The sequence below is a fragment of the Rossellomorea sp. NRS-1567 genome (genome assembly GCF_050467885.1).
GTDB lineage: Bacteria > Bacillota > Bacilli > Bacillales > Bacillaceae_B > Rossellomorea > Rossellomorea aquimaris_C.
Map to the genome: position 1 here is coordinate 15,775 of NZ_JBITPL010000005.1, position 25,078 is coordinate 40,852.

Here is a 25,078-nt window from a genome sequence, read left to right on the forward strand (position 1 = left end):
GCCCCACTCATACTTTTATTGGTTAAAATAAGTTAAATATATATGGACCGATTGAAGTAATATAGAACAAAATATAGATTCCCATGAAGTAAAAGGCACCTGCAAAGGATCCCCAATCAGGGTCCCGCCCTATTTTCCAAATCACCCAAGTGATCACACTAATCAACAATAATAGTGCGTAGCCGCTTCCCGGAAACACGAAATACTCCGGTGCCACTTGGTAAAAATATGCGTTCATTGCATTGCTGGTGTAGCTGATCGGCATCAGCATAAAAATGATGATCGATGCATATTCAGCCCAGCTGATCCCGTCTTTTTCAAACGCATTTGGTCTGAATATATACAATAAGATTAATAGAAAGAGTGATGGAAGCACCCAGTAAAAGGATGTCAATACCGTCACCAAGCTGCTGAACATCATGAGAACGCCGTTGTTCAGTGCCTCTTTCACTGATCTTTTCGACCAGTTTGTACTTTTTGAAACGACTTGATCGTTCTGAGATGCCCCGTATAGTTCATATGTACCACCATCATAATTAAACCAAACCAGTGCTTCGTCTGTTAATTGCACAGGTGAATATGTGACATGCTTGGTCGTACTAAGAGGAGAGCCCTCCAGAATCCCCTGATCTTGAAAAGGTGCCGCATACAGGCTCATCGCACTGTTATCACCAATACGCTGTCCTTCTGAAGTGAACACCACGGATTCTTTCCCATCAACGTTTACAAACTGTACCCCACCGGCATTCGCCAGCTTTTCTCCGGTATCTTTATTGACGAATTCAACCTTACTCCCGGTTAAAATCGAAGATCCTACTTCCTGTAGTGGAACCTGCACCTTGTATGTACTGTAGGAAAGCGTGCCTTGTGTACGTGATTTCTCATTGTATAGTAAGGTGAGCTTCTCGTCTGTTACTTTAAAGGTTAAACCATCCACCTTTTTATTCGGTGCTGTATTTACAAGTAAAAAAGGCTTCTCACTGACTACACGGTTTTCATTCATATAGTAGACGAAATCATGAGTATCATCTTGTTCCACCTGAATGACAGCTTTTCCGTTTTCTCCTACGTGCACATCAGAAATTCCAGATGGAAAAGTGTAGACTTCCCTGGATGAACCTTCTTGCACATTATATTCATATAGTTGCTCGTTACTCCAATAATAGATATCGTTTGCGCTCACTCCGAGACCCGTGATCTCTTTCGACAGGATTTGATCCTGATTGTCCTGGGTCGAAACTAAATTTCCATCTTTATAGTAGATGAATTCGTTGCCATCGGTCCAAAATGGATAGCCTCTGGTAATCTTGGTATCAATGACTCTTTCATCTGCTACACTCATTTCATCATTGATGGTAAACGCATGGATCTTCCCTTTACTTGAGAGGTATAGTTCCCCATTGTTTTGAAACACCTGAGGTCTCTCTTTTGATGTGAAGTCTAATGGGAGTGAACGGCTCCAGTTCGGCTGAGGTAATTCCTTCACTAACAACAGCTGGTGAAAGAACAAGGCAGCGATGAATAAAAGCATGATTCCTATAGGTATCCCAAATACTTTCAATTTTTCTCTCATCTGAATCCCCCTTATGTAAAATCCTTAGACTTCTGAATTTTAGCATAATTTATATAGGTTATCACCATTTTTTTCCACTAAAAGGAGCTTTGTTTCATTTATTCATTCTGTTTCAGTATATCATTTTCTTTCCAATTTACTATCAATTATTGTCATATTTTGTCGTATTTTAGTGTTTGAATAAAACATGGACCGTTCCTTTCCGCTCTGTGCTTTTACATTATGACTGCCTAATGGTAGACAAACAAAAAAACCTTTTGTAGATAGTTTGTTCCAAAAACAAACTATCTACAATGGAGCGCACCTGATGCGAGAATCAACATTCTCAGTGTGTTTCTTTTAAAAAAATAAAACCAAATACGTTTAGAAAGCAATCTCTTTTAAGTAGGTAGAGGTTGAATTCCCTTTGAGGAATAAAATAAGATCCCTAAGAAACTATTGCTTCTCAGGGATCAATCTGCTTACTTCGTTTTTAATTTCTCTAACATATCAGCTGTCATTTTGGCTAGGTCGTAATCTGCTTTGAATCCCCATTCGTTCATGGCTGCGCTGGAGTCTATGGCGTTCGGCCAGCTTTCAGCGATGGTTTGGCGGACTGGATCTACGTTATAATCCAGCGCAAAGTCCGGTTGGTGGACGCGGATCGCTTTTGCAATATCTTCAGGTGCTACGCTCATGGCAGATACATTGAAGGAATTACGGTGCTCAAGCTTTGAACCATCCGCTTCCATAAGGTCGATGATCGCATTAAGTGCATCCGGCATATACATCATATCCATATAAGTTCCTTCACCGATGTATGAAGTATACTGGTTATTCTTGATTGCTTCATAATAAATTTCTACTGCATAATCAGTCGTCCCGCCACCTGGTAATGTTTCATACGAAATCAGACCCGGAAAACGCAGTCCTCTTGTATCCACTCCAAATTTAGTGAAGTAATAATCAGACAGAAGCTCTCCCGACACTTTGTTTACTCCGTACATGGTAGTAGGGCGCATGATGGTATCTTGTGGAGTAGAATCCTTTGGAGTCGATGGACCGAATGCTCCAATTGAACTTGGTGTGAAGAACTGACATTCCAATTCTCTTGCTGCTTCAAGGGCATTTACCAGTCCACCCATATTTAAATTCCAGGCAAGCAGTGGTTTTGCTTCCGCCGTTGCAGATAACAGAGCTGCGAGGTGAATAATGGTATCCACCTTATTCGTTTTGGCAATATCAAACATTTTCCCGGCATCGGTCACGTCTAATTGCTCAAAAGGACCGTCCGTTACGACAGGGCTGTCTGTTTCCCGGATATCGGTCGCAATGACGTTATCAGAACCGTACACAGTACGTAGTTTATTGGTGAGCTCAGAACCGATTTGTCCCAAGGCACCCGTTACTAAAATCTTTTTCATCGTCTTTCCTCCTGCATTTTCCTATGGTGATAGAATGATTTCAATATTCATAGAGATAGGGCTGACTTTTATAGCCAGACCCTATCACGTTATATAAAGGGGATTAGATAATTCCCATTTCTTTACCGACTTTTTCATATGCTTTAATCGCTTGATCAAGCATGTCTTTCGTATGCGCTGCTGAAGGCATGTTTCTCACACGGCCTGCTCCTCTAGGTACGGTTGGGAACACGATGGATTTGGCATATACACCCTCTTCATATAGGCGTTTACTGAAGTCCTGGGTCGCCTGCTCTTCACCGATGATAACCGGAGTGATGGGAGTCTCACTGTTTCCAATGTCAAAGCCAAGCTTCGTCAGCTCTTCTTTCAGATATCGACTGTTTTCCCACATATTATCTTGAAGCTCTGTAGAGTTCATGATGAGATCAAGTGCTTCTGTACAAGCCGTTACATCTGCCGGAGTTAAGGATGTAGAGAATAAGAATGGACGTGAGCGGACCTTTAACCAGTCGATCAGGTTCTGAGTTCCTGCCACATATCCCCCAACTACACCGATCGCTTTCGATAACGTGCCCATTTGGAAGTCCACTTTGTCTGATAGGCCAAAGTGTTTAACCGTTCCTGCACCTTTTCCAAGGACACCGGAACCGTGAGCGTCATCTACATACGTCATGATATCAAATTCCTCAGCAATTTCAACGATTTCAGGAAGTTTACAAACATCTCCATCCATAGAGAATACTCCGTCAGTGATGATCATGATTTTCTTGTATTGACCAGATTCCTTCGCTTCTTTAGCTTTCGCACGAAGATCTTCCATATCTGAGTGACCAAAACGGATAATCTTTGCTTTCGAAAGACGGCAGCCGTCAATGATGGAAGCATGGTTCAGTTCATCAGAAAGGATGGCGTCATTCTTGTCCATAACCGCTGAAATGGCAGCCATATTACAGTTGAATCCTGATTGATAAGCGATCGCTGCTTCTGTTCCCTTAAATTTCGCCAGCTTTTCTTCGAGCTTCACATGAAGATCAAGGGTACCATTGATTGTACGAACGGCTCCAGACCCTACACCATATTCTTTCACCGCTTCGATCGCTACTTTTTTCAGGCGTTCATCCGTTGCGAGTCCAAGATAATTATTAGAAGAAAGGTTCACAAGTTTCTTATCATTGATCGTAATCATCGGTCCGTTTGCACCTTGTAATGGATCAATCTCATTATATAAACCGCGTGATTTTAGGTCTTCAAGATTTTCCTGTAAAAAATGATCTAATGTTTTACTAGTCATATACGTATCCTCCTGTTATGTAAGCGTTTTAAAAACAAATGTCCACTCCAAAAATACACTATTTATCAGTTGACTCTTTATGGTTGCTAATGATTATTCTGATTCTTAGTTTAACATGTTTTTTTGTGATGGACAAAATATATCTAATTAATTTAGTTTGTGTTTCTATAAGGGACTTCATGCAATTACTCGAGTAAAACATTCCTACTTTTGGATGAGGGGTAGAGCGAAAAGATGGACCGTTTCTTTCCTCTCCAGGCACTTCCTTTCCGCGGGGAGGAAGTCGAGCCTCCTCGGGCTTTGCCCTGTGGGGTCTCGACTTTTCCTCTATTGCCCGCAGGAGTTAAGTGCCTTCCGCTACAATCCACTCTGTGCTCTTTACATCTTCAATACCTACGACGTATGGAAGTATATATAGCGTATATACCCAAAACAACCTATCTACATCTGAATTTTGATAAAAACCCAATAATCTATCTTTTCAACATCTGTCATAAACTATCCACAAATCATGTGAAACAATTCACAAACTTATTGTAAAATATATATATAAACATTAAGCAGGTGATGGAAATGTCTGTTTTTGAACTTTTAACCTCATTGACTCCCGTATTAGCCGTTCTTATTTTTCTTGTTATTTTGCGGTTACCCGCTTCTGTTGCGATGCCTGTCAGCTTCTTACTGACTGCCATTTTAAGTCTTGTATTCTGGAAAATCCCCCTGGTGCAGATCGGTGCTGCCACGGTTGAGGGAATGATTATTGCTTTCACTATTCTTTGGATTGTTTTTGGAGCGATCCTGCTTTTGAACACTTTACAGAACAGCGGTGCCATGGAAACCATCCGCAATGGATTTTCTATGATTTCCCCGGACCGCCGTGTGCAGGTCATTATAATCGCTTGGTTATTCGGCTCTTTTATTGAAGGTGCCGCTGGATTTGGAACGCCTGCGGCCCTCGCAGCACCATTACTTGTGGCGTTAGGGTTTCCGCCCCTCGCAGCCGTTTCTCTCGCTCTTATTGCAGATAGCAGTGCTGTGTCATTCGGTGCGGTCGGTACTCCTGTTATGGTAGGGATCGATCAAGGTTTGAGACAGGGAGGGACCCTTGCAGGTCAGGTGGAACAAGCGGTAGGCGCTCAATCAATGATCGATTATTTAAGCGGCGTAGCCAGTCGGGCTGTGAGTATCGATTTATTCATCGGTAGCCTGATCCCTCTCTTGCTTGTTGTGATGCTGACCCGTTTTTTCGGTCAAAATCACTCTTGGAAAGAAGGACTCGTTCTATGGAAGTTCTCTCTATTTGCAGGTCTGTCGTTTACAATACCCGCATTACTGGTAGCCACATTCTTAGGCCCGGAGTTTCCTTCTATCATTGGTGGATTAGCAGGGTTGATGATTGTCATTCCTGCAGCGAAGAAAGGATTCTTATTACCCGATGAGGCTTGGGACTTTGAAGTACAGGAAGAACCTAAGACCGAAGTCGTCCCTGACAAGAAAATGCCGATTTGGTTAGCTTGGATTCCTTACTTGCTTGTCGCTGTCCTGTTGGTGTTAACGAGATTGGATCTTCTACCTGTTAAGGACTGGCTTAGAAGCGTAAAAGTGGGATGGAGCAATATTTTAGGAACAGACATTTCTACTCAGTTTGAGCCACTCTACCTTCCTGGTACTATCTTTGTTTTGGTCATGACGCTGACATTCCTTATTCATAGAATGAGTAGGCTTCAAATCGAAGAGACGTTCCGACAATCTCTATTTACGATTAAAGGAAGTATCATTTCATTAATGGCCGCCGTTCCCATGGTAAGGATTTTCATTAATTCAGGTGTGAACGAAAGTGACTTAGTGAGTATGCCAATGGAACTGGCGACTTTAGTGTCAGGGTTAGCGGGTGAAGGCTGGCCCTTTGTCTCTCCCCTCATCGGAGCACTTGGATCTTTTATCTCTGGGAGCGCCACGTTTAGTAACATGATGTTTTCTCTCTTTCAGTTTAGTGTCGCCGATCAAATAGGGGCAGACCCGCAAACTGTTTTATCCTTGCAGGTGCTGGGAGCCAATGCAGGAAACATGGTATGTGTCCTGAATGTAGTAGCCGCTGCATCTGTTGTTCAGCTTAGCGGAAAGGAAGGGCAGATCATCCGGATAACCGTGGTCCCGATGTTACTATATGTTCTGTTATCAGGAAGTATCGGGGCCCTCGTTCTTTATTTCTTATAAAGAAAAAGGATGAACAAATGACCTCTCATTTGTTCATCCTCTGCTTTATTTCATGACGTTACGGTTGACCCTGTAATCCAGGATCGCCTCGTGGATTCTTCTTAATGCCAAGTCGATCCGCTCTTTCGGACAGGCAATGTTCATTCTGACAAAGGTGTGCCCGCTCTGACCAAATTTAAAGCCTTCATCAAATTTCACTTTGGCTTTGTTTAAGAAAAACGTACACAGCTCTTCACCTGTCATGCCTAATTCCTTGCAATCCATCCAAATAAGGTGTGTAGCCTGTGGGGTAATGCCTTTCACCTCTGGAAGGTGTTGCACTAAATAATTCAGTACATACTGTTTATTCTCTTCAAGCACCATCAATAGCTCATTGAGCCAGGGTTCACCTTCCTCATAAGCCGCAATCGTTCCTTCAATCCCAAACACATTCGGTCTCATCAGCCCATAGCCCGTAAGCTTTTCATTATACTTATCTCTCAGGTCTTTGTTCGGTATGAGAAGGATGGAGGTTTGAAGTCCCGCAATATTAAAGGTTTTACTTGGAGCCGCACATAGAATACTACGCTCTATCAAGCTGTCATCCCCTTTAAACAAAGGAACGTGTTCATATCCTTTGTACACCAGGTCTCCATGCATTTCATCTGAAATGATCCATAGGTCATGCTGTTTAGCGATCGAACCGATTCTCCTTAACTCCTCTTGCGTCCATACCCGTCCAACAGGATTATGAGGACTGCAAAGGATCAGAAGTTTCGTTCCGGGATGACGTGCCTTCTCTTCTAAATCGTCAAAATCAATCGAGTATACTCCATCCTCATAAAGCAACGTATTTTTCATTACCGAGCAACCATGGTTCTCGATCGTACTGTAAAAAGGATAATAAACGGGATCTTGAATGATTACACCGTCCCCAGGCTCCGTTAACACGGACAACAATACATTGATACCCGGAATGATTCCTGGGCTAAAGCTGATCCACTCTTTCTCTATTTCCATCTCGAAGCGCCTCTTCCACCATGAAATGACAGACTCGAAGTATCGATCGCTAAATGTCGTATAGCCGTATATGCCATGCTGAGCCTTGCGATTCATGGCTTCGACAATGGCAGGAGACACTTGAAAGTCCATGTCTGCAATGCACATAGGAATCACATCCTCGGCAGGAAACGACCATTTCACAGAGTGAGTGTTTGTTCTCTCGATGCAATCATTCCAATTCATATCCTAATACCCCTCTCACATATATCTGTCCTTACTTTATACCAGAATGAGGCCAGGGTGAATACCTAATTAAAAAATAGAATTCCCCATACTCCTTTGTTAAGCTGGATCGGCGTCATGTCCAGATGCTTAATATATTCACTACTTTTCAACGATTGTTCCTTCCTTCGCTCTTCTATGGATATGCTTCATTCCTTCCCGCTTACTTAAAGGTGCCAGATTTTCTGATTCGATGAATTGCTGAACCGCTTCCGGGTCCGTTTTTGAATACTCCCTCAAAGCCCAGCCAATTGCCTTCTGAATAAAAAATTCTTTTGATTCATTATGCAGTAATATGTATCTGAACAAACGATCCTGATCTGTTTTTTCTTTATATTTCAATTGATGTAATATGGAGATCCGGTTCAACCACATATGATCTGAATGAATCCATTTCTCTAAGTATGCGTCATCTTCTTCGGTTTGATAGATTTTCCCTACGTGATTGGGAGCAATGTGATCAATCGTATCCCACCAGGATTTATCTGTTATCAATTCTTCTAAAAGTGGCAGGTACTCTTTCGTTAAATACCTGGATTGTTTATCCAGAAGGGAAAGAGCGAAATACTGACACTCCCTTTGCGGTTCAGACCAAAGGGAACGAACAATGTCAGGCAATTCTTCAACCGGTGGCTTACCGTTTTCCTTCAGAAAGTCCCTTAGTAAAGCAGTACGCTCCGGGGTCCTGATACCAAAGAACTGAAATTGATTTCTCATATATGCTTCCATGGCTTCTCGATTTTCACTATTTTGATGCTTTTTTAATAGAGTGATGATTTTATCTGAATACTCATGTCCCATCTTTTTTCTCCCCTTTTTGATTTCGTTCTTCGCATTCAAAACAACTGCTTTTTCCATTCTCCTTTTGCACACCGTTAAAGAAACCGTCTAAACAATAAAGCGGCTTCTGACAGAGGTAACAGTAGTCTACCAGCTCTTTCATTCTTTTACTGTTTCCTTTTCACTAAATTGATCATCAGGTATATTCATCAACCAGAACATCTCCCATCTGCCGGAACTCTCTTCATACTTCTTTACGATCGGGTGAAATACCTTTTTTAAACCAATAAAGAGACAACCCCTTAGCTAGCTAAAGGGTTGTCTCTTTTGGTCATTTGTCTCATAAGGAAAAAGTGAAGAAGCTTTTTGCTTTGGGGCAATGAAAATCCAACGATGGAACCGAGTCCCAGTGCGATGATGACCGTCCCAATCCCGACAGGACCACCAAGTAGCCAGCCGAAGAAGAACACAATGATCTCCATTCCATTTCGTACCCACTGAACTTTCCAGCCCGTCTTTTTAACTACGAGCAGCATCAGACTGTCACGGGGTCCTGCCCCCAAGTCAGCTGACACATACAGACCGATACCGTATGCGATCACCACAATCCCAATCGCAAACACTATCGACTGTGCCAATAACGATTGAGGATCAGGAAGCACATAATTAAATAAATCTATGAAAATACCGATTAACAGCATATTAATAAAAGCCCCGACTTTAGGGAATGACTTCGTTCCAATTCCCGTCACGAACAAGATGACAAAGCCCGCAATAATCGACCATGTACCAATCGTCAGTCCGAGCTGCTTGAATAACCCATAATGAAACACATCCCAAGGTCCGATCCCAAGGTCTTTGCCTTTGATCGTCAAGCTTATGCCAAACGCAAGTACAAGGAGGCCTGTAAAGAAGAACGACCAACGTAAAACTAATTCTCTATTCATGAAAATCCCTTCCTACACCATAGTCATTTCATTTAATACCCGGATAAATGTATCACAGAATACTAAACAAAAAAATTTCATAAAACCTATGGGGTTGGTGGGGATAATTCACTGTTGAGAAACCTGTATAGGACGCACTTGGTTTTTACATTTTTTGTTAATCGGCCGGATTATTTGTGATTTCGGCCGGATTATCACTGAAAACGGCCGGTTTTATGACCATTCCCGCCGGATTTTTACGAAAAACGGCTGGATTATCGCCCATTTCGGCTGGATTCACTAAGTTGCGCCTCCAAAAAAAGTAGGATGGCACTTTGAACTCACTTAAATCCTCATTGTTCATTGATAAATCAATAGAAACTACTGAATTTCCCTTAATCCTCAGTAGTTTCCATGTTGAAAAGTATATTTCTCCATGAAATCAGATCAGCTCATAAAAGAAAACCCTCTACCCTTCAACCAACTCAACGATTTCCCCGTCAGGTCCCAAGAAAAATGCTACTTTCCAACCATTTTCAAGAACAACGGGGCCCTCAACAGGTACTAACCCTTTCTCCTTTAATAGACCCATCTCCGTTTCCAAATCGGTGACTGTCAAGGCTAAATGAGGAAATATCCTCTTTGAGCCGTTATCCTCCCCAGGCTCTTCGATGAGCTCCAATCGACAATCGTTCTTTTTCATAAATAGTATTTTCTCACTACCCCATTCGAAATACGTTTCCTCTTCAAACCCAAAATATGATTGATAGAATTCCTTCGACCGCACTAAACTCTTTACATTCATCCCAATATGATGAAGTCTCATATCCATTCTCCTTACAAAATTACATTCATATCGCCAAACTCATGCCATTTATAGTATTTTAAAAGAGCAGTTTGATAGGCGTTCATTAATTTCCTCTCTGAAATAAAAGCCTTTAAGAGATCCAGGTGACTCGCTTCCGGTTCATGCAGCCCAGTAATGAGACCATCTACGAGTTGAAGATGGGTATCCCCCGATATATATAAGTTGGTTATCCCTTCAGAAGGCTTTAGCTGTCCATATTGCGTCATGATGGTCTCAAGGGCACGAACGACTGTAGTGCCCACTGCAATGACCCGCTTCCCGTTATTCTTTGCCTCGAGGATTTTGTCCACTGTCCCTGAACCTACATGGTATTCTTCTGGATGTTTTTTAGGTGTCGGCCAGCGATCATCTCCGTAATAACTCAAACCTGCGTGAAGCTGTATGAACGCGATTTCAATCCCTTTCTGCTTCAAGGATTGTATCAACTTCCAAGAGAAGGCCCTTCCGGCAGATGTCATTTCCACAGACCCCGGTACTGATCCATATACGGTTTGATAGCAATCAAGTGGCCAGGGAGAATCAATATATTCGTAACGGATCGGCTCTCCGTTTCTGTAAATAAAATCAAAAAGCTCAACACCACTCCTGTTGAATTTCAATTGCACCAGTGGTTTTTCACTTCCTTCACCCACCATGCTGGCCCGGACTCCCTCTGAAAAACAAATCCGCTCCCCCGCTTGATAGAAGTCTCCTATGATAAGCGCATCCCAACAGTCCTCATCTACTTTTCTGGATAAACGAACTTCGAGATGCCTGTTTCCTTGCTTCCCTTTGAGAGATGCGGGAAGGGTGCGGCTGTTGTTTAAAACAAGTACGTCCCCCTTATTTAAAAACTCTGGTAGCTGCTTGAATAGGGTATGATCACATTTCCCGGTCTCCCGGTTCAACACCATCAGTTTTACTTCGTCCCTCTCGAATCCTAATAACTCAATGGGGGTAGAAGCGTTTAAATGTAAAGGGATATCAAAGGTCTTTGCCAGTTCATTCATTCTCCCCGCCTCGATTCCACTGAAATTCTTGTGCTTCAAATCGATTCCCATTCTCGTTTTCTGAAGCGTCGGATGCCAGATATAAAAAGACGTCAAGGTGATCGTTAGGGCCCGCAAGTGGATAATCACATCCCGGGACAGCCTTGTCGTGTATGTCCGTATCCATTTCCCCCGGATCGACCATATTCACCCTTACCCCTGTATCACTTAGCTCGTCGGCCCATGTTTGAGTCAATCCTTCGACGGCAAACTTTGAAATTCCGTATGCTCCCCACTCAGCAAAGCCCGTTTTACCCGCTTCTGACGTTAAGTTAATGATGGAGCCTTTCCCCCGGCTGATCATTCCGGGAAGGACTCTTTTCGTTACTAAAAATGGGTTCAATGCATTGATCCTCAGCACCTCAAGAAATTCTTCTTCAGGGTAATCAGCCAGCAGACGCGGACCAGGTCCAAAAACGGATGCATTGTTAAAAAGAACATCGACTCCCCCCAATACCTCCTCTGTTACAGAAACAAAACGATCTACATCCCGGGAATCAGAAACATCAGCTTCCAAAGCTACCACCTCTGCCCATAACGCCTTCAATTCTTTCTCAACCTCCAGAAGCGGTCCACCCGTTCGTGCACAAATCGCAAGCTTTGCTCCTTCCTTCGCACATTGTATGGCAAGGGCCCTTCCCAACCCTTTTGATGCTCCGGTTATCATGACTACTTTATTATTCAACATCTTCATTTCCCCTTTCCTAACTCTTATTACTCACAGTTTATGAAAAATCTCCTTTCGACAAATCGTCTATAAGTGGTCATGGGGAATAGAAAATTAGAAGGAGCAGATTATCAGCCTTTTGATGTAGTTTCATAAAAAACACGAACATTAACACTAGATATATAATTTATATTCGTGTTATAATCAAATTGAAAATAAATAGAGCAGTGACTGGCGAAAATGTGGAATCAACCACAAGGGAGCTGCGATCTTACAAAACATGAGCCATTAGCCGTTCGCCTGGGCAGAAGGCAAGGGGATACCCTTGTCTTCTTTTACTATAATCAGGAGGGATTGCAGTGGAACCACTAGTATTAGACGGGAAACTTGTTGCATCTGAGGTAAAAGAAAGCCTAAAGTCGAGAGTCGCTGAATTAAAAGAGAAGGGTATTACCCCTTGTCTTGCTACGGTACTTGTTGGAGACGACCCATCTTCTGCTACCTATGTGAAGATGAAGGGTAATGCCTGCGCGAAGATCGGGATGGAATCAAGAAGGATTCATCTTCCTAAGGAAACCTCAACGAATGAACTGTTGGACGTCATCCAGGAGCTTAATCAAGATTCTTCCGTTCATGGGATTCTCTTGCAGCATCCTGTTCCTCCCCATATTGATGAGCGTGCTGCCTTTGAAGCGATCTCCATTGATAAAGACGTTGATGGAGTCACGAGCCTCGGGTTCGGTCAAAATTCATTAGGGTTTGGTGAATATCCGTCCTGCACACCTGCAGCCATCATGAGCATCATCGATTACTACGGTGTGTCCCTTGAAGGAAAACACGCTGTCGTTGTAGGAAGAAGTCCGATTCTAGGAAAGCCTGTGTCCATGATGCTGTTGAATCGAAACGCAACGGTGACGACCTGTCATTCTTATACAGAGAACCTGCCTGACCTTCTCTCTACTGCAGATATCGTGGTGGCAGCAGTCGGTAAACCTAACTTCATTCAAGGGGACTGGTTAAAAGAAGGTGCTGTCGTTCTTGATGCGGGCTATAACAAAGGGAACGTTGGGGACATCGATTACGAGGCATGCTACGAAAAAGCGAGCGCGATTACTCCTGTACCAGGTGGAGTTGGACCTGTGACCATCTCCATGCTATTAAAACAGACCGTTGATTCTGCTGAGAAATATGGTTCTGTTCTTGAACATTCTTAACAAATATCCTTTAAGAGACTGACTCGTTTATGGAGTCAGTCTCTTTTTTTCCTATTTCGGACTTATTTTTTCTACATTTCAGGAAAGAATGGTAAGGAATTGAAAGATAAAGGAGCGTTCATATGGACACACAACACCAAAATGCTTTTTCCAAAACACCGGAACCCTATTGGAGGGAAACGGCTAAACTCCCCCTATTTAAAAAGCTTGATAGTAATATAAAAGTGGACGTAACCGTTGTTGGCGGCGGGATAGCAGGCATCACCACTGCCTATTTGTTAGCTAAAGGCGGAAAAAAGGTTGCGCTGATTGAGGCTAACCACTTATTGAATGGAACAACGGGGCATACAACCGCTAAGATTTCCGCTCAACACGGATTGATTTATGATGAGCTCATCCAGCATTTCGGAGAAGAGTTTGCAAAGAAATATTATTTGTCGCAGACGAAAGCTCTTCAGTTTATTAAAGACACGATTTCAAGTGAAAATATAGATTGTCATTTTACAGAAGAGGACTCGTATGTTTACGCGACTACAGACCAATCCGCTACAAAAATCGAGAAGGAGTACGAGGCGTATCAGAAGTTAGAGATTCAGGGAGAGCTCATCGAAAAACTCCCGATCGATCTATCCATTAAAAACGCAGTCGTGATGAAAGATCAGGCACAGTTTCACCCTTTAAAATATCTTAAAGCCTTGATTGATTCTTATACGGGACTTGGCGGTCAAATATTTGAAGGAACTGCGGCTAAAACCATTAACGAAGGAGACTCCACTCAGGTTGTGACTGCTGACGGATATCACCTGGATAGCGAGCATGTTGTTATTTGCTCTCACTTTCCTTTTTATGATGGTATGGGTTTCTATTTCACAAAGATGTATGCCGAACGCTCTTACATCCTTGGAGTGAAAGCTAAAAAGGACTATCCGGGCGGAATGTATTTAAGTGCAGAAGACCCTACCCGTTCCCTCCGTTATGAAGATGATGAAAATGGGGAAAAAATTATTTTAATCGGTGGGGATAAACATAAAACCGGGCAAGGAAAAGATACTATGGATCACTATGAGGCTTTAAAGGATTTCGGGGAAGAAGTCGTCGGGATTGAAGAAGTCCGATATAGATGGTCGGCCCAGGACCTGATCACATTAGACAAAGTACCCTACATCGGGAAATTAACGGAAAAGCACCCTGCTATTTTGGTAGCGACCGGTTTTAATAAATGGGGCATGACTTCCGGTACTCTGGCAGGTCAGATACTTTCTGATCAGATTTTAGGAAAACATCATATTTATGCAGATGTGTACACTCCTTCCAGGTTTGTTGCCGACCCCAGCATCAAGCATTTCTTCAAAGAGAATATAAATGTGGCTGGACAACTCATTAAAGGAAAGCTTCAAATACCAACTAAAAAACCACAGGAACTCCAAAAAGGTGAAGGCGATGTCGTGAACCTCAATGGACGACGCTGTGGAGGATACCGGGATGAAACAGGAAAGCTCCACGTCGTAGACTCCACCTGCACCCACCTCGGCTGTGAAACTGAATGGAACCACGGAGACCACACATGGGACTGCCCTTGTCACGGATCCCGCTTCTCCATTGATGGTGAAGTGATTGAAGGTCCTGCCAAGAAACCTCTCGCCAAATTTGAAGTGAACGATTAGGGGACGGACCTCTGGAAAAAGAATCGGCAATCCGATGGCTCCCGCTATTTGTCGAATATAGCCTGGGAAATAAACCGAATCCCCAAGGTATTTGACATATTTTGTCGTATCCCCTAGAAGAATATTTCCTGGATAATGCCTCACACTATTAATGCTTGAGCTACTATCTACGGGAGGGATTCTGAATGGGACGTACAAAACAAGGTAACCGTAATGCCCAGAGTAATACGAATGCTAAAAGAGGGAATCGAACGAGTTCTGAATTAGTTGAGTTTACAACCGGGCAAGCGAATACAAAGAAAAACCGACCACAAGACTAGTAACGACAAGCAGTCTTAATGAAGAATAACCGGCAGTAACACTGCGTCAGGTTATTCTTTTCTTATTCTTCCTGATAATCAGTTCATCTTTTCGTAGAGGAATCTCACTCCCAACCTCGAATACGTTATAGAGAAATTGATTAGGGGGAATCGATCATGCAAGAACAAATGTTATTTCAACAAATGGAATTCATCCGGCTTCGCACATTGGCTGCTCTCGATGCGACAACAGAACAGCTGGCGGATGAAATGCCTCCTGGATTCAGAAATTCAATCCGATGGAATTTAGGACATATCCTACTGTCTCAGGAAAACCTGTTATTCTCCTTTGTAGGGGAAAACGACCGTAAAGCACTTCCACCTGAATACGGGGAGCTATTTGGCTTCAATACGAGCCCTGACACCTGGAATGCGCTCACAGCTCCTACACTGAAGGAACTTCGTGAGAAACTGGAGGCACAGCCCCAAAGGATGAAAGAATCGTTCTCCGGTCGCTTGGATGAAACAGGAGAGAAGCCGTTTGTCCTTGGTGAACATACTACGTTTACCACTTTAGGTGAAGTTCTTTCCTTCGCTAACTGGCATGAGGGCTTGCATCAGGGAACCATCACATCCATTAAGCGGGTACAGGGAATCGAAAATCTTTGGGAAAAGGTTGAAGAGAAGATAGAAAGATAAAAAGACATGGTGGCTCTTGCTGCCATGTCTTTTTATCTGCCTTTAAACAAAATTAAAAAATCCCCATAGCCTTCTTCTTCTAATTTCCCTTTAGGAATAAACCGTAAAGAAGCAGAATTGATGCAATACCGAAGACCTTTAGGACCAGGTCCATCTGTAAACAAATGCCCGAGATGAGAATCCGCTTCCCTGCTTCTTATTTCCACCCGGGTCGAACGATGTGATACGTCATATTGTTCTTTGACACTTGCATCCATGACGGGCTTTGTAAAACTTGGCCAGCCGCACCCACTATCATACTGATCTTTGGAAGTGAATAAAGGTTCACCCGAAACGATATCAACGTATAAACCTTCTTCCGTGTTATCCCAATACTCATTTTCGTAAGGTGGCTCTGTTCCATTTTCCTGGGTAACGAAGTATTGCATTTCTGTTAGCTGTTCCTTTAAATGGGCTCGATCTTTTGGCCAATACTTTTTCAAAAAATCTTCCCGCCCGGATCCACGCTTATATAAAGCATATCGGAAGGCATTTTCCTTATAAAAATCCTGGTGATATTCTTCAGCAGGATAAAACTCACTTGCAGGGAGAACCTTCGTCACCACAGGTTTTGTGAAAATACCACTCTGCTCCAATTTTCGTTTTGAATCTTCAGCAAGCTTTTTTTGATTATCGTTATGATAAAAAATGGCTGTTCGATAGGAGTCACCCCGATCTTTAAACTGTCCCCCTGAATCAGTCGGATCAATTTGCTTCCAGTATAGATCCAGCAGTTTCTCATAAGGGTACTGATTAGGATCAAACGTGATTTGTACAGCTTCATAGTGTCCTGTTTCCCCGGAGGTCACTTCTTTATATGTTGGATTTGCGGATTTACCTCCTGTATAGCCGGAGACAATACGCTCAATTCCTTCCTGCTCATCAAAAGGCTCGACCATACACCAGAAACAGCCCCCTGCAAACGTCGCATGTTCCATTTCATCACCTCTTTCGTTTCACGTGAAACACTCATCGGTTATAGATTTCTTACCCTAAATTCATCCTTCAAAGTAAAGATGATAATGATTCTGACACCCCGGGTTAAAGGATGCTCGACAATGAGGACAAACCGATTGGCAATTCATATATTGTAAGATGGTTAACTCATTTTTACATTCTCCACAAAGAACAGCTTTCGTATTCCACTCGTTCTTTGACCATATGATAGGGTCATGATCTGCGATATCGTCATGACATTTATAACAAGGATAATAGGTATTACAGCACTTAAATTTAATTGCGATGATATCTTTTTGAGTTCGGTAATGTTTGCATTTCGTTTTAGAGTCTACTTCTACGCCAGATACAGGAATCAACTTTTCAGTCATGTTCATCCTCCTTCATGCAGTAAATTTCGATAAACATAGTCGATTTCCCTACAAGAATCTTAAACTAGTTATCTATTACCTATACATTCTAGTCTATTGATCTATCTGTACTATACAATGAATAGTAAGAGAAAGGGAGGGGAAGATTCTTGAAATTGATCGTATTTGGAGCGGCAAGTGGAACAGGAAAAGAAGTAGTGAAGCATGTTCTAAGGGAGGATCATGAAGTCACTGCATTTGCACTGATACAGCCAAATATAAAGGGACTGATTTTTCCTACGATACGCTATTCGTAAGAAGAACAGTCCCTTTTCATTAACTCATATGCTCCAGGATCCCATTTAAATCCTTGTATTCAAAATGAGGTCTTACCCCTAATTCATCCATCACTTTTTCCTGGCGATTGATCCATGCCGTATAGAATCCAAAGTTCGTCGCTCCTGCAATGTCCCATGGGTTGGAAGACATAAACAGTACTTCTTCTCTCCTGACCCCGAGCTTTTCAAGAACAAGCTGGTAAGACATCGGTGTCGGCTTAAACTGCTTCACTTCATCAACTGTCAAAACCTCATCCAGTAAATGTCCAAAGGGAGATTGCTCCACCAGAGGTGAAAGCATGTCCAGGGAACCATTGGAAAAAATGGCTTTTTGATAGGGTTTCAGTTCTTCCAATACACTCCCTGTTTCTTCATAGTGGTTTAATTCTAAATAAGCATCCAGCAGTTTCTTCTCTTTTTCGCCAGTAAGGTCAACCCCTACTTGCTTACAGGCATAGTGGAGAGCATCCTGCGTTATCACGAAAAAGGTCGTATACGTTCCCATTAATTGACGTAAAAAACTATACTCTAACTGTTTTTGACGCCATATCTGACTGATTTCCTCCCCTTTATCAGAAAAGAGTTCATTACACTTTTCAATGACGGAATGAACGTCGAAAAGTGTTCCATACGCATCGAACACAAATGCCTTTATATTGAGATTTGACATACATATCTCCTCCTATATTCTCCTTATATAATAGACTATTTCATATAAATTAAACTTTTTCACGCCGAAGCGAATTCATTTCACAACCAGGCTTTTTGTGGTATATTACTTCGAGTATCTAAACATCTAATGGAGGTGGTCATTGATGACTGCAGAACCACATGCACAAGCATCTCCTTCCTATACTAAAACAATCTTATTCTTGAGCTTAACCGTCTGGCTGGTTGTCATGAATACCACCATGTTTAATGTGGCTCTCCCCAATGTCTTGAAGGATTTCTCTTTAGCCCCTTCTGAAGGAGCCTGGATTGTATCGGGTTATTCCATCGTACTCGCCATTTGCACCATTACATATACACGCCTGGCAGACTACATTCCGATCAGGAGGCTGCTTATTCTGGGCATCTCCATTTTCGGGCTGGCATCGTTCATAGGCTTCTTCGCACATACCTTTACCTGGCTATTGCTCTCCCGTTTATTCCAAGCGGCCGGTGCCGCAGCCATTCCCGGGTTATCCATGGTGTTTGCCGGACGTTTTGTCCCGATGGCAAGACGCGGTCGGGCATTAGCGATGATTGCCTCGGCTTCTTCCCTGGGCTTTGGATTAGGGCCCGTCGTAGGGGGAGTGATTACCGATTATTTAAGTTGGAACTATTTATTTTTAATCACGTTATGTGTCCTTGGAATGATACCTGTACTATACCGCTTCCTGCCGGATGAGACGACCAGGAAAGGGTATTTTGATGTATGGGGAGGCCTTTTGACCGGAGTAGGAATTACGTTCTTTCTGCTGTTCATTTCAACTTTCCACTGGTATTATTTCGCAGGTGCCGTCGTGTTCTTTGGAGGACTGTGGATTCGGATCCATAAAATCGAACTACCCTTTATTCAACCCAGTTTGATACGGGACAAAGGATACCGCCAGATCTTATATATGAGTTTCCTGGGTTTCGCCACACACTTTGCGATTTTAATCGTCATGCCCCTTATGCTTCAGCATGTTTATGGTAAAAACCCGACAGCCGTCGGATTCATTATCTTTCCGGGTGCGATGCTGTCAGCGGTGGCAGCTATTTATGTGGGAAGACTGATTGATCGGTATGGAAATATGAGGGTGATGTTCCTTGCACATATCCTTCTGATCATTTCAACCGTCATCTTTTATTTCTTATCCCCCCTCAGTGAATACATGATTATGCTGGCTTATATGTTTACAAGCTTTGGCTTTTCAAGTCTTTCGTCAAGCTCGACCAACGAAGTATCCCGGGTCATGAGTAAGGAGTTGATTGCTTCAGGAATCGGCATGAAACAGCTTACCCATTTCGTAGGCAGTGCCTCTGGTTCTGTTCTGGGAGGAATCATTGTCGAGATGGGCGGAGTAGAATTCCCGGTAAATTCCTTTCAGAATACATTCCTTGTTCTGATCGGGTTAATGACGTTATCCCTTTTTCTATTGTATTTATACCGCCAAAGAATTAACCAACATTAAAATCCGATCCAGGCTGAATATCTGCCTGGACCGGATTTTTCTATAAAATAGTGAAGTTCTTATCCTGTATGGATTCCTCCGCTACCATTAAGGGTATAGTAAGAAAAAAACAGTAGAACAGGGGAATTCAATTGAAAACAAAGAAAAAGTGGTATAAGAAGAAAAGCTGGTGGATCGGGGGGGTCATCATATTGATCCTTACAGTCGTCATGTTTTACCACCGGGTAAAGCCTTTACCTCCGGGAGTATCCTATGCCGGTAATACTTATACCATACCTGAAAAGGATGTGGAGTTCTTATACGACCTTACGTACCAGAAGGATGGAAAAGAACTCTATGATCATTCAATCTTTGATGAAGTGTATCAAACCATTGAAGAAGCAGAAGATTTTCTTATTTTGGACTTATTTTTAGTAAATGGATATACAAAGGGTGATCGCGATTACCCCAGGATCAGTGAAAAATTATCGAAAACGATTCAAAAACAGATGAAAAAGAACCCTGATCTAAAGGTGGTCTTCATCAGTGATGTTGTCAACACCACCTATGGTTCCCATACCGCTAAACAATTGGAACCTTTAGAAGACCTTGGGGCTGAGGTTATTTATACCGATTTAAACCGCCTCAGAGATCCCAATATCTTATACTCAGGGGTATGGAGGACCGCTCTAGGGTGGTTCGGTCAGGATGGCTATGGTTGGCTTCCAAACCCCATGGCCCCTTCTGCACCTAAGGTAACCATGAGATCTTACTTGAAACTGTTGAATATTAAAGCGAATCACAGAAAAGTCGTCATTACAGAGAACGCGGGACTTATTCTTTCCGCCAACCCCCATGATGCCAGCGGTTTCCACTCAAATATAGGATTCAAAGTCAAAGGGGAAATTCTTAAGGAAATGGTGAAAGCCGAAAAGGCAGTGGCTGCATTTTCAGGGGGGAATGTAGAGGCATTTCCTACCGAGGAAGACTTAGATCAGTCTATTAAAAAGCTTTCCCCTGCAGAGGCCTCCGTTAAAGCACAGATCCTTACTGAAAAGAAAGTTCAAACAAGTGTCGTAAAAGCTATGAATAAAGCAAATAAAGGGGATGAAGTCTGGATCGGGATGTTCTATCTCGCAGATCGGGACATTATCGATGCCATAGGGGATGCTGCTGATCGTGAAGTAGAGGTACGATTGGTACTCGACCCCAATCAGAATGCCTTCGGTCAAGAAAAGATTGGGTTACCCAACCTGCCAATCGCATCAGAGTTGCACAACCTGGACGATGACCATATTACGATTCGCTGGTACAACACCAATAAGGAACAATACCATACCAAGTTTATTTATATAAAAGGTGAAAAAGAGAGCACCGTCATCGGAGGATCCAGTAATTACACTTCAAGAAACTTAGATGATTATAACTTAGAAGAAAACATAAAGATCGTGGCCCCAACTGATAGCAAAACCATGTCAGATATTGATCAGTATTTCAACCGTATCTGGAATAACGAAGATGGCACCTACACCGTTAAATATGAGAAATATCAGGATAAACTGCCTGCCTTTAAATATGTCATGTATATCCTGCAAAAAATCTTCCAAGTGACGACCTATTAGGTTTTAATTCCTCAATAAAAGGGAATTAAATCAGTAACAATACATCACAAAAAAACATTACATGGAGGTTAGAAAAATGGGTATTATTTTGTATTTAATCGTTGGTGGAATCATCGGTTGGTTAGCTGGTCTTATATTAGGTAAAAACGTTCCTGGTGGAATCATCGGAAACATCATCGCAGGTATCATCGGTGCATGGATAGGCGGAGAGCTTTTAGGAAGCTTCGGGCCATCACTTGCAGGAATCGCTATCATTCCAGCCTTACTCGGAGCTATCATCTTTGTATTCCTGTTAAGCTTACTGTTAAGAGGAATGAGAAAGACTTCTCATTAAAAACACTGAACCCCCTGGATTCCAGGGGGTTTTCATTTGCCCTAAAAAAACGCAAAAAAAACAGCCAATGATGGCTGCCCTCTTAATACGTCATGGATTTTTTATGTCTTCTTTTATTCCGATACTTCTTATAAAACGGGTAAATAATAGGTCCCCATTTGATCAGTCTTCCAATTAAACGTTTCATGCAGGTAACCTCCTTTGTTATAGATTGTTTACCCGTTTTTCAAAAGGTAAAAACCCCTTTTTGAAAACATAAATACTTATCTCATTACTTCTCCCGGCAAATAATTGGGGGTAATAAACTGTCACACAAGCCTATACTCTGTCTGATAGGCCCCCCTAGGAAAACGTAAGCATTCATACTGGAACCACCCCGGCCTGCCATAAACTATTCTGGATGTAAAAAAGCAAATGACGGTTAAGCCATTTGCTTTTCTCACCTATTATTTACTACTCTTCGACTCTGAAATCTTCCCTAAGAAAAATCCGTCTACCTCACTTATTTTCCCACGCCACATAATTTTCCCTTTTGAAGGGGTAGGCTTGCTGTCGCCACAGTATACCTTTGTGTTCTTCAAGTGAATAAAATGGGCTTCAGTGCTTTGGTTTTCATCAACGGACTCCCCGGCCTTTGCAAGCTCCTCACTCAGCTTCTGAGCCACTTCACTGCCATCCTCAAAGGTTTCACTTAATGAGTCGAAGTATTCCTTTGCGGAAACGAGTGTACCAGTTATGACGGCTCCATTGACGTTTAACGTGATGTCTAATGAAAAGTCATGCTTGTTTGATGCTTGTACAAAAAATTCTAAGATGCTATCCTTCCCTGTACCTGATTCTAAACTCATTTTCACATCTCCTTTTTGTTAAGCTACTGTATCATCTTCGGTAGAGAGTGTTGTGTCTTCTTCTTGATCTTCATCTTTATCATCATCTTTTTTTGCAGCTTTTTTATTTTTAGCAGCAGATTTGCGGGTAGAACGCTTCTTACCCTTTGAACCTGACTTACCGTTTGATTTCTTCTTGCTTGAGGCTTCTTCCTCATCATCGCTATCATCTTCGTCTTCTTCGTTTTCATCTTCATTCGTGTCTTCGTCTTCTTCTTCATCACTCTCTTCATCTGTTGCTTCTTCTTTAGACTTTTTAGAAGCTTTCTTTCTAGAAGAGGTTTCTTCTTCATCCTCGTCCTCGTCTTCATCACTTTCATCTTCACGAGTCGCGGCAATTTGATTCATTTTCTCTTCTAATTGCTGCAAGCGGGTCTGAAGTTCTTCATTTTCCTGTTTAAGGGCATCATAGTCCTGGTTCGACTCTTCTTCCGAGCTGTTCGTTTCAGTTGAATTTACGGCCGTTTCCGTGTCTTCAGATGCTTCCTCATCTTTATCACGCTTAAACAGGTTGGCAGTTGATGATTTTAGTGACACAGCCGCTTTTCTGGATCTCTCTTTTGCCGCTTTCCCGAAGTCCAGGCTTTTACTTTTGATTTTCTCTTGATCAATACGATCTAACAGTTTCTTCCCATTTTCAGGTGTTGCCAGATATCCTACGGTTGCTCCCAAAAGACTTCCTGCTACGGTTCTTTTGATAGGGCCGCTTCTTCTTGCCTTGTTCTCATTCGTTGAATTCTTTTCCTGTCCTTGATTCTCAACTGTAGTGTTCTGCGTATTATTTTTTTCTGCCATCGGTAAAACCTCCATTTATTTTGTTTCCGCCGGGTTTAGACGGTTCGTATCCAGTTTCTTTTCAAGTGATTCCAATCGTTCCTGTAATTTCTTATTTTCCTCTTCAAGTGCTTTCGTGTTGTTATCGGCGGCTTTGGAACTTAGATAAGGATCATTTTCCCACCAGTCCATGCCTATCTCTTTTGCTTTATCTACGGAAGCAACAATTAAGCGGATTTTTATTGTGAGCAGCTCGACATCGGCAATTCCCACCGTAATATCTCCTGCTACGACAACACCTTTATCTAATATCTTTTCTAATACATCCACAATTGTGTTGGATTGTACCGGATGCTCCATTCCCATCATGTAACCTCCCTAATCGGCATTACATTAAGCTCCCTAAAGGGCCAAGATCTATATTCAAGTCTTCTGCGTCAAGACCAAATACCTCTTTCAGTTCTTCCATCTTTTCTTCCAAATTCATAAGGGCAATGCCCAGATTCTCCACTTGTTCATCCGTTAACGTACCGCCTTCTACACGCCGCATTGCGTGTCTCTCGACGATTTGCCTTAATAGTTCTACAACGGTCAATACAAGTTGTGCCAATCCTTGTTCTGCTTTTTCCGGGTCGAAATTAATTCGCCCATTTGTCCCGCTGGCCTGTTGCATGAATCAATCCCTCCCTTTCTTGATCGAATTGATCGGATGTTACTGTTTTACGCGTTCCCTGCTTATGTTGAACCAATGTCTCTACTGAGGAAATCAGCACTCGCAAATCCAGATACACAAGATCGACACCTGCAATGGATATAATCAAATCTCCCTTTATCGCCACACCTTTGTCGAGAATGACATCTAAAATATCTATAAGGGCTATGTCTTTGTTCTCAATCGATTCTCTGACTGTCATATTTCTCATTCCTTATTTTGTGATTAAGAAAAACTTGAAAAATGATAAGGTGGCCAAGGGCCGGATGCTTCAATTTTCCAACCAGCGTGCCCCAGTTCTTCTTCGTATTGCTTAATTTCCTCTACAAATTCATCAACATTGGAGACGGGTAGGAGGAATACACTATTCCAAGCCATATGTTCTTGTCGGCCTGTGACATCCTTACTCCAATTTTTTTTGATATTTCCTTGAAGGGCATGTTCTTTCAGCTTTTCATGAACTTCCTCACAGAGTCTGTTCTTTTCGTTTTCAAGTTCCCGATCAATCAGCTGATCGATTTTTTTCTTTTCAAAAAACTGCCTGCCCTTTGGTAATTCGCTGATTTCTTTTCTTTTGGCTTCGATGGATGGGTTGCTTTCACTTACTTGCTCCTTCAGCAGCTTATCGTCACAGTAGATCTTGACGTTCCACTCTTCGTTGCCATTCAGCTGTTCAAATGTCGATTCCAGTTTATTCCGATTGCCCTCTATCGTGGACCTGAGGCTATCCTCGTTTTTGTATAATGTACAGAACTTCAGGGGGATAATGGTATACAACTTTGAAACCATCAATACCGTTTCGTGATGATGGAACGCTTTTTCCTGAAGCCAGTCCATGTCGTTATCGACTTTTTCCTTAATGGTCTCTTCTGAGTATTCATCAGGTGGCAGATCACAAACAATTGCTGTCACGTCACCGATTTCAATCGTATACAGTTCTCCTTCTCCATCAAACCCTTTTATGGAAGGAAGGGATACTTTATTTGCTTCCTTTGTTGGGATTAAGCCGTATAAATAAATTAAATTGCTCAT

28 protein-coding genes and 1 riboswitch are annotated in these 25,078 nt (G+C 42.3%); of the genes, 9 read left to right on the top strand and 19 right to left on the bottom strand.

From position 1 onward, the window contains the following. Window positions 1-22: 22 nt before the first annotated feature. The 3 genes from ACIFOD_RS03315 to ACIFOD_RS03325 form a co-directional block, all read right to left on the bottom strand. Entirely contained in the window at window positions 23-1,573 is a 1,551-nt protein-coding gene (locus tag ACIFOD_RS03315) for a hypothetical protein (protein ID WP_430313450.1), read from the bottom strand. A 461-nt stretch (window positions 1,574-2,034) separates the two neighbouring features. Then, window positions 2,035-2,976, bottom strand: coding sequence for an L-threonine 3-dehydrogenase (locus ACIFOD_RS03320; protein ID WP_430313451.1), 942 nt, complete (start codon window positions 2,974-2,976; stop codon window positions 2,035-2,037). 103 nt (window positions 2,977-3,079) lie between these two features. Further along, on the bottom strand, window positions 3,080-4,270 hold the full coding sequence (locus tag ACIFOD_RS03325; protein WP_430313452.1) for a glycine C-acetyltransferase: 1,191 nt from the start codon (window positions 4,268-4,270) through the stop codon (window positions 3,080-3,082). A 573-nt stretch (window positions 4,271-4,843) separates the two neighbouring features. On the opposite strand from ACIFOD_RS03325, the gene ACIFOD_RS03330 reads away from it, so the two are divergent. Then, complete coding sequence (locus ACIFOD_RS03330) at window positions 4,844-6,487, top strand: L-lactate permease (RefSeq protein WP_430313453.1); 1,644 nt, start codon at window positions 4,844-4,846, stop codon at window positions 6,485-6,487. 45 nt (window positions 6,488-6,532) lie between these two features. Here ACIFOD_RS03330 and ACIFOD_RS03335 read toward each other — a convergent pair whose 3' ends face one another. The 7 genes from ACIFOD_RS03335 to ACIFOD_RS03365 all read right to left on the bottom strand — a co-directional run bounded on the left by ACIFOD_RS03335 (window position 6,533) and on the right by ACIFOD_RS03365 (window position 12,040). After that, the gene (locus ACIFOD_RS03335) at window positions 6,533-7,711 is read right to left on the bottom strand and encodes a MalY/PatB family protein (RefSeq protein ID WP_430313454.1); all 1,179 of its coding nucleotides are present in this window, start codon (window positions 7,709-7,711) and stop codon (window positions 6,533-6,535) included. A gap of 141 nt (window positions 7,712-7,852) precedes the next feature. Further along, window positions 7,853-8,608 (bottom strand): DNA alkylation repair protein, encoded by a 756-nt coding sequence (locus tag ACIFOD_RS03340; protein ID WP_430313455.1) that lies wholly within the window; start codon window positions 8,606-8,608, stop codon window positions 7,853-7,855. A 224-nt stretch (window positions 8,609-8,832) separates the two neighbouring features. Beyond that, window positions 8,833-9,477, bottom strand: a complete 645-nt coding sequence (locus ACIFOD_RS03345) for a YczE/YyaS/YitT family protein (RefSeq protein ID WP_430313456.1) — start codon at window positions 9,475-9,477, stop codon at window positions 8,833-8,835. A gap of 157 nt (window positions 9,478-9,634) precedes the next feature. After that, window positions 9,635-9,757: a hypothetical protein gene (locus ACIFOD_RS03350; RefSeq protein WP_430313457.1), complete on the bottom strand. Its 123-nt coding sequence runs from the start codon at window positions 9,755-9,757 to the stop codon at window positions 9,635-9,637. 168 nt (window positions 9,758-9,925) lie between these two features. Beyond that, complete coding sequence (locus ACIFOD_RS03355) at window positions 9,926-10,282, bottom strand: VOC family protein (protein ID WP_430313458.1); 357 nt, start codon at window positions 10,280-10,282, stop codon at window positions 9,926-9,928. A gap of 11 nt (window positions 10,283-10,293) precedes the next feature. Next, window positions 10,294-11,352 carry an S-adenosylmethionine:tRNA ribosyltransferase-isomerase gene (locus tag ACIFOD_RS03360; protein ID WP_430313459.1) on the bottom strand — a complete coding sequence of 353 codons (1,059 nt, stop codon included), beginning with the start codon at window positions 11,350-11,352 and terminating at the stop codon, window positions 10,294-10,296. Then, window positions 11,306-12,040, bottom strand: coding sequence for an SDR family NAD(P)-dependent oxidoreductase (locus ACIFOD_RS03365; RefSeq protein WP_430313460.1), 735 nt, complete (start codon window positions 12,038-12,040; stop codon window positions 11,306-11,308). The genes ACIFOD_RS03360 and ACIFOD_RS03365 overlap by 47 nt, the downstream gene beginning before the upstream one ends. A gap of 196 nt (window positions 12,041-12,236) precedes the next feature. Further along, a riboswitch (ZMP/ZTP riboswitch) is annotated at window positions 12,237-12,332 on the top strand. A gap of 46 nt (window positions 12,333-12,378) precedes the next feature. Here ACIFOD_RS03365 and ACIFOD_RS03370 point away from each other — a divergent pair. From ACIFOD_RS03370 to ACIFOD_RS03385, 4 genes are all read left to right on the top strand, one after another. Further along, a complete protein-coding gene (locus tag ACIFOD_RS03370) occupies window positions 12,379-13,233 on the top strand; it encodes a bifunctional 5,10-methylenetetrahydrofolate dehydrogenase/5,10-methenyltetrahydrofolate cyclohydrolase (protein WP_430313461.1) in 855 nt (284 codons plus the stop codon). Between the two features lie 122 nt (window positions 13,234-13,355). Further along, complete coding sequence (locus tag ACIFOD_RS03375) at window positions 13,356-14,897, top strand: FAD-dependent oxidoreductase (protein WP_430313462.1); 1,542 nt, start codon at window positions 13,356-13,358, stop codon at window positions 14,895-14,897. A 185-nt stretch (window positions 14,898-15,082) separates the two neighbouring features. Beyond that, on the top strand, window positions 15,083-15,217 hold the full coding sequence (locus ACIFOD_RS03380; protein ID WP_258549622.1) for a hypothetical protein: 135 nt from the start codon (window positions 15,083-15,085) through the stop codon (window positions 15,215-15,217). 156 nt (window positions 15,218-15,373) lie between these two features. After that, window positions 15,374-15,895, top strand: coding sequence for a DinB family protein (locus ACIFOD_RS03385; protein WP_430313463.1), 522 nt, complete (start codon window positions 15,374-15,376; stop codon window positions 15,893-15,895). Window positions 15,896-15,927: 32 nt separating this feature from the next. On the opposite strand, the gene msrA is transcribed toward ACIFOD_RS03385, so the two are convergent. Continuing rightward, the gene (msrA, locus tag ACIFOD_RS03390; RefSeq protein ID WP_430313464.1) at window positions 15,928-16,872 is read right to left on the bottom strand and encodes a peptide-methionine (S)-S-oxide reductase MsrA; all 945 of its coding nucleotides are present in this window, start codon (window positions 16,870-16,872) and stop codon (window positions 15,928-15,930) included. 60 nt (window positions 16,873-16,932) lie between these two features. Beyond that, window positions 16,933-17,262: a CHY zinc finger protein gene (locus tag ACIFOD_RS03395; protein ID WP_430313465.1), complete on the bottom strand. Its 330-nt coding sequence runs from the start codon at window positions 17,260-17,262 to the stop codon at window positions 16,933-16,935. 149 nt (window positions 17,263-17,411) lie between these two features. Here ACIFOD_RS03395 and ACIFOD_RS03400 point away from each other — a divergent pair, with 149 nt between their 5' ends. Further along, window positions 17,412-17,558, top strand: a complete 147-nt coding sequence (locus tag ACIFOD_RS03400) for a hypothetical protein (RefSeq protein WP_397553639.1) — start codon at window positions 17,412-17,414, stop codon at window positions 17,556-17,558. A gap of 19 nt (window positions 17,559-17,577) precedes the next feature. Here the strand turns inward: ACIFOD_RS03400 and ACIFOD_RS03405 are convergent, their stop codons facing one another. Then, on the bottom strand, window positions 17,578-18,249 hold the full coding sequence (locus ACIFOD_RS03405; RefSeq protein ID WP_430313466.1) for a haloacid dehalogenase type II: 672 nt from the start codon (window positions 18,247-18,249) through the stop codon (window positions 17,578-17,580). Window positions 18,250-18,394: 145 nt separating this feature from the next. Here ACIFOD_RS03405 and ACIFOD_RS03410 point away from each other — a divergent pair, with 145 nt between their 5' ends. The 3 genes from ACIFOD_RS03410 (at window position 18,395) to ACIFOD_RS03420 (ending at window position 21,673) form a co-directional block, all read left to right on the top strand. Continuing rightward, window positions 18,395-19,738 carry an MFS transporter gene (locus tag ACIFOD_RS03410; protein ID WP_430313467.1) on the top strand — a complete coding sequence of 448 codons (1,344 nt, stop codon included), beginning with the start codon at window positions 18,395-18,397 and terminating at the stop codon, window positions 19,736-19,738. A 131-nt stretch (window positions 19,739-19,869) separates the two neighbouring features. Further along, window positions 19,870-21,339: a phospholipase D family protein gene (locus ACIFOD_RS03415; protein WP_430313468.1), complete on the top strand. Its 1,470-nt coding sequence runs from the start codon at window positions 19,870-19,872 to the stop codon at window positions 21,337-21,339. Between the two features lie 76 nt (window positions 21,340-21,415). Beyond that, the gene (locus ACIFOD_RS03420) at window positions 21,416-21,673 is read left to right on the top strand and encodes a GlsB/YeaQ/YmgE family stress response membrane protein (protein WP_098438646.1); all 258 of its coding nucleotides are present in this window, start codon (window positions 21,416-21,418) and stop codon (window positions 21,671-21,673) included. Window positions 21,674-22,119: 446 nt separating this feature from the next. On the opposite strand, the gene gvpU is transcribed toward ACIFOD_RS03420, so the two are convergent. Genes gvpU through ACIFOD_RS03450 form a run of 6 tightly spaced genes read right to left on the bottom strand, consistent with a single transcriptional unit; the run spans window position 22,120 to window position 25,078 of the window. Then, window positions 22,120-22,521: a gas vesicle accessory protein GvpU gene (gene gvpU / locus ACIFOD_RS03425; RefSeq protein ID WP_430313469.1), complete on the bottom strand. Its 402-nt coding sequence runs from the start codon at window positions 22,519-22,521 to the stop codon at window positions 22,120-22,122. Between the two features lie 18 nt (window positions 22,522-22,539). Continuing rightward, window positions 22,540-23,355: a GvpT/GvpP family gas vesicle accessory protein gene (gvpT, locus tag ACIFOD_RS03430; protein ID WP_430313470.1), complete on the bottom strand. Its 816-nt coding sequence runs from the start codon at window positions 23,353-23,355 to the stop codon at window positions 22,540-22,542. A 15-nt stretch (window positions 23,356-23,370) separates the two neighbouring features. Beyond that, entirely contained in the window at window positions 23,371-23,700 is a 330-nt protein-coding gene (gvpJ, locus tag ACIFOD_RS03435; RefSeq protein ID WP_397553632.1) for a gas vesicle protein GvpJ, read from the bottom strand. Window positions 23,701-23,722: 22 nt separating this feature from the next. Beyond that, entirely contained in the window at window positions 23,723-24,007 is a 285-nt protein-coding gene (locus ACIFOD_RS03440; protein WP_034764925.1) for a gas vesicle protein K, read from the bottom strand. Further along, entirely contained in the window at window positions 23,973-24,248 is a 276-nt protein-coding gene (locus ACIFOD_RS03445; RefSeq protein ID WP_034764922.1) for a gas vesicle protein, read from the bottom strand. The genes ACIFOD_RS03440 and ACIFOD_RS03445 overlap by 35 nt, the downstream gene beginning before the upstream one ends. A 23-nt stretch (window positions 24,249-24,271) precedes the next feature. Beyond that, entirely contained in the window at window positions 24,272-25,078 is an 807-nt protein-coding gene (locus ACIFOD_RS03450) for a GvpL/GvpF family gas vesicle protein (RefSeq protein ID WP_430313471.1), read from the bottom strand.